Origin of the sequence: Microbacterium sp. KHB019 (assembly GCF_037285405.1) — a bacterium.
Lineage (GTDB): Bacteria > Actinomycetota > Actinomycetes > Actinomycetales > Microbacteriaceae > Microbacterium.
In genome coordinates this window covers 1,326,614-1,334,712 of record NZ_JBBDHF010000001.1, presented here as the reverse complement: position 1 = coordinate 1,334,712, position 8,099 = coordinate 1,326,614, and the positions used below count along the sequence as shown (strand labels likewise).

The window sequence follows — 8,099 nt, the reverse complement described above, 5'->3', positions numbered from 1 at the left end:
TTAGCGTGGGACACGAAGGCCTCCTGTGTTGTGTGAGCGGTTTCTAGACAGCTCCACTCTCGCAACCGGAGGCCTTCACCCCTCAGCAATCACGAGCGATTCACACAACAACGTCCCTGGACATCACGTCTAGTCGAACAGGTGCGCGACGATGCTCGAGGTGTACCCGCTCGGGGCGAGGTTGGAGTAGCTCGTGTCGATGAGTACGCCCTCGCGCCAGAACAGGGTGCGTCCGTCGGTCACGGGGTAGGTGTCGTTCTTCCAGGTCTTCTCGCACCGGGTGCCATCGTCGGGCGTGAAGCAGGTGAAGCCCTCTTCGTCGGCGAGCTCGTTGAGCATGTCGAGCGCCGGCCCGCGGTTCAGGTGCGAGATCGTCGTGGCGAGTGCGGTGGTGTCTGCGCGCGGGTCGCGCCAGATGCACAGCAGCGAGCCGTCGGGCTGGATGCCGGTGGCACCGACATCCGGGTCGTTCAGCGGGATGCCGTCGAGCTGAGCGAGCACGTCGTCGGACACGAGTGCCCGGCAGTCGTCCGGGATCGGAATCGCGTCCGCCGCCGGCGTCTCGCTCGGCTCAGGCGATGCGGATGCTGCGGTCGATGGACCCGCGGACCCGGATGCCGAGCCCGACGGCGACGGCGTCGTCTGCGCGGGCGTGCACCCGACGAGTGCAAGCGCGAGCAACATGGCGGCAGCGGCCAGAGACGACATCGTGGTCCTCATGCCCACACGGTAGGGCATCCGTCGCGACCGGAGAAGGATTTCGCGGCTCCGACGCCGCCTGAAGCCCCGAGATCCTTCTCGCATACCCCAAGAAGACGCGCGCGGGAGCACGTGTAAGCGCGGGTGCGACACAATGAGTGGATGCCGCACACACCTCGCTCCGTCGTCATCGGCGACGCCCTCATCGACGAGATCCACGACTCCGGCGGAGTGCGAGAACTGGTCGGCGGCGCCGCCCTGAACGTCGCGGTCGGGCTGCGGCGTCTCGGCATCCAGAGCACCCTCATCGCGATGGTGGGCGATGACGAGGCGGGCGACCACATCCGCGAGTATCTCGCCGACCACGACGTGACGCTCGTGGAGAGTACGGCGCCGAACGGTTCGTCGCGCGCGATCGTGCGGCGTGATGCGAGCGGAGAGCCGACGTACGTGTTCAACGACGCGGCGCAGCGGCGCAGCATCCGTTACGGCGACGCGGCCAAGCAGGCGATCGGCGGCGCTGACCTCGTGGCGATCAGCTGCTTCCCCTTCGATCGGGCGGACGAGGTGGACGCTCTCGCCGAGGCCCTGGTGGGAGCGCGGGTCGCGATCGATCCGAATCCGCGCACCGGCATGCTCAGTGACCGCGCGGAGTTCGTCAGGGGATTCGAACGGGTGGCCGCGGATGCCGCGATCGTCAAAGTCGGCGCGGACGACGCGACGATCCTCTACGACGGCGACCTCGATGCGTTGCGGGCCCGGCTGCGCGACGCCGGTGCGCATGCCGTGCTGGCGACGGCCGGCCGCGACGGGGCGGTTCTCGAGACGGATGCCGGCACCTTCACGGCCCCGATATCCGAGCTGCCAGGGTCCGTCGTCGACACGGTCGGAGCCGGGGATGCGACATTGGCGGCGGTGGCTGCCGGTCTCGTCGGCGCTCGACCTGCGACGTCCGAGGACTGGCAGGGCCTGCTCGTTCGGGCCATGGATGTCGCGGCTGCGACCTGCCGCGCCGAGGGCGGGCTGCTGCGCACTCCGGAGTCGCTTCAGGACGGGGAACGGGGCGTGCACGGCAGCTGACGGTTCGATTTCTTGCACCTGCTTCTGGCAGGTATGATTGATACTCGCGCCCCCGGTTGGCTGTACAAGCTGGACGGGTGTGCATTTGGCAAGTTACCCAAGTGGCCAAAGGGAGCTGACTGTAAATCAGCCTGCATCGCATTCGGGGGTTCGAATCCCTCACTTGCCACCAAATGAACTGAGCGTCGTCCCGCAGGGGCGGCGCTCAGTTCGTTTATCAGGTGATGCGGGATTCGGGGAGGCGTGAGCGCAGCGAACACCGGAGTCCCTCACTTGCCACCAAATGAACTGAGCGTCGTCCCGCAGGGGCGGCGCTCAGTTCGTTTATCAGGTGATGCACGCGGGCCTTTCGTTTCTGCGGAAGCGCGTGACATCCGGACCCAGCATCCGCCACACTGAGTCCCATGGGATCAGCGTTGACCACCATCGGACTCCCCGTCGCCCTCGGCATCATCATGCTGGGACTCGGGCTCAGCCTCACACTCGCCGACTTCGCGCGCGTGCTCAAGCAGCCGAAGGCGGTGCTCATCGCCCTGGTCTGTCAGCTCCTGGTGCTGCCGGCGATCTGCTTCGGGCTCGTGCTGCTGTTCCAACTGCCGCCCGTGCTCGCGGTGGGCATGATGATGCTCGCGGCATCGCCAGGAGGGACGACGGCAAACCTCTACAGCCATCTGTTCCGCGGTGACATCGCGCTGAACATCTCGCTCACCGCCGTGAACTCGGTCATCGCGGTGATCACGCTGCCGCTGATCACGAACTTCGCGATCATGTACTTCGAGCCCTTCGACGACCAGCTCGGACTGCAGTGGGCGAAGGCGCTCGAGGTGTTCGCGATCGTGCTGCTCCCTGTCGCCGTCGGGATGCTCATCCGGCGCTTCTGGCCGAAGTTCGCCGATGGCATGGATCGGCCGGTGCGGATCGCGAGCGTCATCATCCTCATCGTCGTGATCGCGGGTGCCGTGGCATCCAACTGGTCGCTGCTGGTCGACAACTTCGCTCAACTCTCCCTGATCACGATCCTGTTCTGTCTGATCAGCCTCGCCCTCGGATACGTCGTGCCCCGTGGCCTGAAGATCGAACGGCGTCAGGCGATCGCGACGTCGTTCGAGATCGGCATCCACAACGCCACCCTCGCGATCGTGATCGCCCAGAGCGTGCTCGGCTCGACCGAGCTCAGCCTGCCTGCCGCGGTCTACGGCGTGCTGATGTTCTTCGTCGCCTTCGGTTTCGGGTTCCTCATCCGAGACCGCAGCCGCGACCGCGCGCCCGCCGACGCCGTGACTTCATAGACTGGAGCGATGCGAGCGCTCACCGAGTCCGACGTCCGCGCGGCGTTCATCAACGCGACAGACGACGAGCTGCGGATGATCGAGATGCCGCACGACTTCCTCCTCGTCGACTGGGACTTCCACGATTTCCTGGCCTGGCGCGACCCGGCATCCAGCAAGCGCGGCTGCATCCTCGTGCAGAGCGGCGACGATGTGGTCGGCATCGTGGTGCGCGCGAGCGAACCGGGTCGCAGCCGCAACGGCATGTGCAACATCTGCCATACCATGCAGCCCGGCAACCAGGTCGCCCTCTTCGGGGCGCGCAAGGCCGGCGATGCCGGACGACGCGGGGACAGCGTCGGCACCTACATCTGCGCCGATCTGTCCTGCCACGAGAACGTCCGGCTCGCGCATCCACTCGCACCGAACGAGGTCCGCGCCGCCGGCCAGGTGGATACGCGACTGGACGGCACCCGTCGTCGTATGGAGAATTTTGTCGGTCGGGTACAACACGAAACGGACTGAGTGCACGCTCTGGATAGGCTGACGAAGTCCGCGCTTCGAAGGAGATGCCCATGAGCGATCCCATCCTGTTCTCGGTCGATGAGGGGCTCGCGCGCCTCACGCTGAACCGTCCGACCCGTCTCAATGCCTTCAACTCCGACCTGGCGCACGCGTGGCGGGATGCCACGGCCGAGGCGACCTCGCGCTCTGATGTGCGGGCCATCCTGTTGGATGCCGCGGGCCCGGCGTTCTGCGCTGGAGGGGACGTCCTCGAGATGGCGACGCTCATGACGGATGGTTCGCCGCTGACCGAGCTCGCCGGCGTCATCAACGCCGGCATCCGCGCGCTCACCGAGTCGTCGATCCCTGTGGTCGCCGCGGCGCACGGCACGACTGCCGGTGGCGGACTCGGCATCCTGCTCAGCACGGACTACGCGATCGTCGGCGGCGGTTCCAAGATCGGCAGCCTCTACGCGAACATCGGACTCACCCCCGATCTGTCTGTGTCGGCGCAGCTCGCGGACGCGGTCGGCCGGCGCCGTGCGCTGCAGCTCGTCCTTCAGGACCGCCTGCTCAGCGCCGACGAGGCTCTCGAATGGGGACTCGTCGCCGAGGTCGTGACCGGTGCGGATGCCGCCGAGGAGGCTGAGCGCGTTCGTGCCCGCGCGGAGGAGATCGCCCGGTTCTGGCTGGCCGGGGCCGCCGAGGCGTACGGGCAGGCGAAGCGCCTGGTGCGCTCGCAGCCCTCGCGCACGTTCGCCGAGCAACTGGAGGAGGAGGCGCGCTCGATCGGAGCGTCGTTCGACACCCCGGATGCCAAGGCCCGCGTCGCGGCTTTCGCTGCGGCATCCGCGAAGAAGGCGCGCTGACTTACCCACAAAAGCCGTGACACCGCGGCGCGACGCGACCCTCGCATGCGAGGATGAGTGCAACGTCGGCCGAAGAGGGGATCACGATGTCAGAGGTCAATGAAACGCGGACGAAGGCGAACGCTTCGCTGCTGATCCGCGGAGCGATCTGGATCGCCATCGGCGCGCTGATCGCCGCAGCGTTGGTGTGCGTGGTGTGGGTGCTGATCGGAGATCAGGACGGCATCATCGGGCGGGCATTCCTGACGATCCTCCTGCTCGCGGCATTCGCCGGCATTGCGATCCTCGAGGCCGGTCTCGCGCCGAAGCGCCCGGATTGGCTGGCTCTGGCGAGCATGATCACCTGGATCGTGGCGCTCATCGCCGGCGCCATCAAGATCTGGCTGCCGACCGAGTACGACGAGTACACCGGCGGTGTCGGGCGGTTCTTCCTGCTGCTCGTGATCATCGGCGTGCTTCAGCTCGGCCTGCTGCACGTGCGGCTGTTCACCCCGGCGGCGCAGCGTTACGTCACGACGTTCACGCGGGTCATCTACTACGTCACGATCGCGATGCTCGTGCTTCTCGTCGCGATGCTCGTGTTCTTCCTGACCTTCCCCGACACGTTCGAGTACGCCGACCTGTACTGGCGCATCGTGGTCGCGCTGGCGATCCTCACCGCTGTCGGTACGACGCTCATCCCACTGCTGAACGCGCTGTTCGCGCCGAAGAAGCACGTGGGCCCGTTGGCGGCACAGGCCCACGGAGCATTCGCCGGCTCGGCCGTCGCAGCCCTGCCCGCGGCGCCGACCGCCCAGGGGGCCCAGCAGTGGCCGACGTACGCCGATGGTGCGACGCCGTTGCCGGTGCTGCCCGACGGGTCGCCGGACTGGAACGCGTACTACACCGGCTATCCGACGCAGCAGCAGGCGCCGGCCCACAGCTACTACCCGACGCAGGAGTCGACGCCCTCATTCCCGACGGTGTCGTCGGACGGGCATGCGCAGCCGTTGGTGTCGTCGCCTGATGCGCCGATCGGTGCGGACGGGTTCCCGGTCCCGCCCGCCGGGGCACCAGCTGCGCACGATGGGATCGCCGGTGAGACGGCTGCGCAGCCTGTGCCAGCACCGGAGCCGTCGCCGGTGCCGGTGCCCGAACAGGCGCCAGTGCCGGAGCAAGCGCCGGTGCCCGAGCACGCGCCGGAGCAGCCTCCGGTTCCCCCGCAGCCCGAGGATCCGCCGACGCCGCCCGCAGTGCCCGGCGCGTTCCCTCCGCCTCCGCCGGCGCCCCGACGGTGACCGGCGAGCTGCCGCTCGCGGTCGAGCTTCAGGAACTCGCCGCCGACATCGCTCGTGAGTCCGGGGCGCTCGCGCGCGAGCGCCGTGCGGCCGGCGTCGCGCTCGCCGCGACGAAGACGACTCTGGCCGACATCGTCACCGAGGCGGATCGCGAGGTCGAGCAGCTCATCCGCTCGAGGTTGAGCGCCGAGCGCCCCGGCGACGGCTTCCTCGGCGAGGAATCCGGTGCGGCAGTCAGCGAGACCGGGATCACCTGGATCGTCGACCCGATCGACGGCACCGTGAACTACGCGTACGGCATCCCGGCGTACAGCGTCAGCATCGCGGCCGTCCACGGCACTGGTGACCCGAACTCCTGGCACGCGCTAGCGGCCGCGGTCTACGCCCCGGCGATGGACGAACTCTTCACGGCCTCGCGCGGCGGGGGAGCGTGGCTCGGCGCCCAGCGACTGGCCGTCAACCCGGCGAATCCTGCCGGGGCGCTCCTCGCCACCGGATTCGGATACGACCCGTCGACCCATGACGGCGACCTGGCGACCGTGCGCGAGGTCATGCCGCTCGCCCGCGACCTGCGGCGCATCGGCTCGGCGGCGCTCGACCTCGCGTACGTCGCGGCCGGCCGGCTGGATGGCTACTTCGAACGAGGCTTGAAGCCGTGGGATTTCGCCGCCGGTGCGCTCCTGGTGGAAGAAGCAGGGGGAGTCGTCACGCGGCTCGACACGGCATCCGCCCGCCCGATGATCATCGCCGCCGGACCAGAGCTGCACGCTGAGCTCGTGCGCGTTCTCGACTCGTAGATCGAGGTGCGGCGTGCATGGCGTTCCCAGGCCACTCGCGATAGTGTTTTCCCGATCGTTACCCGCGTAGCCCGATGCGCGGGATCTTGCCCCGGAAACTGACGAATTACCCGAGAGACTGTCTTGCCCTTCGATACCCCTATGGCTGAGAGTGCGCCTACGCGACGCTCGAGCCGTCGCCGGACCGCGGACACCGCGACCTCGGTGAGCATCGAAGAGACCCCTCCTGCGGCCCCAGCGGACGTTCCCGTCTCGACGCTGTCGCGCCGAGAAGTGCGCGAGCGCGCTCGTTCCGCGGCGACCGACATCATCATCGAGAGCGTCGTCGCCGAGTCCGAAGTCGTGGCAGAGGCTGAGGCGGTCGTCGCCGATGCCGAGGCGGTCGTCGAGGCTGAGCCTGTCGTCGAGGCTGAGCCTGTCGTCGAGCAGGAAGCTCGCTCCGACGAGGATGCGTTCTCCGCGGCATCCCGAGCATTCGCCTCCGTCGCGACGGACCCGGCCATGCGTGTCGTCGAGGCAGCGCCTCGGCAGAAGCTGCCGACCGCGGCCACCGCGATCCACACGGCACCGCGCAAGGGGCGCAAGATCGTCGCCGTCGGTGCGACGGTCGGCGTGATGGGCATCGCAGGTCTTCTTGCGGTGTCGATGACGTTCCCGGCCGAAGCGCTCGCTGCTGCGAACGGCGCTCCTTCGTCTGCGGGGATGTCGCTGGTGGCGGCATCCCAGGCCTCGTCCTCGGCCGATGCCGACGAGATCCAGGCGTACGTCGCTTCATCCGACCTGCAGAACGAGGCGATCCAGCGCTCCGACGGCTTCTCGACCGCGTCCCTGATCGATCTCGCCGGTCAGCAGGGCATCACGTACTCGAACAAGATCTACACGAACGATCCGGATGCTGCGATCCAGTGGCCGTTCATGGTGGGCGTCGGCATGAGCTACGGCTACGGCATGCGCAACGGGACCCTCCACGAGGGACTGGATCTGCTTCCTGGCGACGGTGCTCCTGTGCAGGCGATCGCGGACGGCAAGGTTCGCATCGCCACCGAGTCCGGCGGCAACTACGGCGTCACGGTGTACATCGATCACATGATCGACGGGGAGCTGATCACGAGCCACTACGCGCACATGCAGTACGGCTCGCTGCGCGTCGTCGCGGGCCAGACCGTCAAGGTCGGCGACATCATCGGCAAGGTCGGCAACACCGGTCGGTCGTACGGGGCGCACATGCACTTCGAGCTGATCGTCGACGGTTCGACCATCGATCCGCTGCCGTGGTTCAACAAGAACTCCGGCAGGTACGACGGGGTCGCCCCGGTTTCGTGAGAACGCCGAAGTGATGGTATTCTCGTGTGGTTGCCTTCACGGGTGACAACGCCCCGATAGCTCAGTGGCAGAGCACTTCCATGGTAAGGAAGGGGTCGTCAGTTCAATCCTGACTCGGGGCTCGCAGCTTCCGCTTTTCATGCGGAATGCAGTGCGGCAGGGTAGCTCAGTTGGTGAGAGCGCACGACTCATAATCGTGAGGTCGCGGGTTCAAGCCCCGCTCCTGCTACAGAATGAAACCCCCGGTGCAGCCGGGGGTTTTGTCGTGTCCGGGGTCGTTCC

8 protein-coding genes and 3 tRNA genes are annotated in these 8,099 nt (G+C 67.5%); 10 read left to right on the top strand and 1 reads right to left on the bottom strand.

Annotated elements, in window-relative coordinates:
• Window positions 1–129: 129 nt before the first annotated feature.
• Window positions 130–720 carry a hypothetical protein gene (locus KHB019_RS06405; RefSeq protein ID WP_337458383.1) on the bottom strand — a complete coding sequence of 197 codons (591 nt, stop codon included), beginning with the start codon at window positions 718–720 and terminating at the stop codon, window positions 130–132.
• Window positions 721–861: 141 nt separating this feature from the next.
• Between KHB019_RS06405 and KHB019_RS06400 the strand changes: the two genes are divergently transcribed.
• The 10 genes from KHB019_RS06400 (at window position 862) to KHB019_RS06355 (ending at window position 8,046) form a co-directional block, all read left to right on the top strand.
• Window positions 862–1,779 (top strand): carbohydrate kinase family protein, encoded by a 918-nt coding sequence (locus KHB019_RS06400; RefSeq protein WP_337458382.1) that lies wholly within the window; start codon window positions 862–864, stop codon window positions 1,777–1,779.
• A gap of 87 nt (window positions 1,780–1,866) precedes the next feature.
• A tRNA-Tyr gene (locus KHB019_RS06395) sits at window positions 1,867–1,951 on the top strand.
• Between the two features lie 232 nt (window positions 1,952–2,183).
• On the top strand, window positions 2,184–3,068 hold the full coding sequence (locus KHB019_RS06390) for a bile acid:sodium symporter family protein (protein ID WP_337458381.1): 885 nt from the start codon (window positions 2,184–2,186) through the stop codon (window positions 3,066–3,068).
• Between the two features lie 9 nt (window positions 3,069–3,077).
• Window positions 3,078–3,572 (top strand): FBP domain-containing protein, encoded by a 495-nt coding sequence (locus KHB019_RS06385; protein WP_230101436.1) that lies wholly within the window; start codon window positions 3,078–3,080, stop codon window positions 3,570–3,572.
• A 50-nt stretch (window positions 3,573–3,622) separates the two neighbouring features.
• Window positions 3,623–4,420, top strand: coding sequence for an enoyl-CoA hydratase/isomerase family protein (locus tag KHB019_RS06380; RefSeq protein ID WP_337458380.1), 798 nt, complete (start codon window positions 3,623–3,625; stop codon window positions 4,418–4,420).
• A gap of 53 nt (window positions 4,421–4,473) precedes the next feature.
• A complete protein-coding gene (locus KHB019_RS06375; RefSeq protein WP_337458379.1) occupies window positions 4,474–5,697 on the top strand; it encodes a hypothetical protein in 1,224 nt (407 codons plus the stop codon).
• 8 nt (window positions 5,698–5,705) lie between these two features.
• The gene (locus KHB019_RS06370; protein ID WP_337458407.1) at window positions 5,706–6,494 is read left to right on the top strand and encodes an inositol monophosphatase family protein; all 789 of its coding nucleotides are present in this window, start codon (window positions 5,706–5,708) and stop codon (window positions 6,492–6,494) included.
• A gap of 141 nt (window positions 6,495–6,635) precedes the next feature.
• On the top strand, window positions 6,636–7,817 hold the full coding sequence (locus KHB019_RS06365) for a M23 family metallopeptidase (protein ID WP_337458378.1): 1,182 nt from the start codon (window positions 6,636–6,638) through the stop codon (window positions 7,815–7,817).
• A gap of 50 nt (window positions 7,818–7,867) precedes the next feature.
• A tRNA-Thr gene (locus tag KHB019_RS06360) sits at window positions 7,868–7,939 on the top strand.
• Between the two features lie 33 nt (window positions 7,940–7,972).
• Window positions 7,973–8,046 (top strand) — tRNA-Met (locus KHB019_RS06355).
• The last annotated feature ends 53 nt before the right edge of the window (window positions 8,047–8,099 follow it).

Bases quoted from the DNA above. Each gene is read 5' to 3' on its own strand.
- KHB019_RS06405 (WP_337458383.1), bottom strand. From the start codon at position 720: ATGAGGACCACGATGTCGTCTCTGGCCGCTGCCGCCATGTTGCTCGCG.
- KHB019_RS06400 (WP_337458382.1), top strand. From the start codon at position 862: ATGCCGCACACACCTCGCTCCGTCGTCATCGGCGACGCCCTCATCGAC.
- KHB019_RS06390 (WP_337458381.1), top strand. From the start codon at position 2,184: ATGGGATCAGCGTTGACCACCATCGGACTCCCCGTCGCCCTCGGCATC.
- KHB019_RS06385 (WP_230101436.1), top strand. From the start codon at position 3,078: ATGCGAGCGCTCACCGAGTCCGACGTCCGCGCGGCGTTCATCAACGCG.
- KHB019_RS06380 (WP_337458380.1), top strand. From the start codon at position 3,623: ATGAGCGATCCCATCCTGTTCTCGGTCGATGAGGGGCTCGCGCGCCTC.
- KHB019_RS06375 (WP_337458379.1), top strand. From the start codon at position 4,474: ATGAGTGCAACGTCGGCCGAAGAGGGGATCACGATGTCAGAGGTCAAT.
- KHB019_RS06365 (WP_337458378.1), top strand. From the start codon at position 6,636: ATGGCTGAGAGTGCGCCTACGCGACGCTCGAGCCGTCGCCGGACCGCG.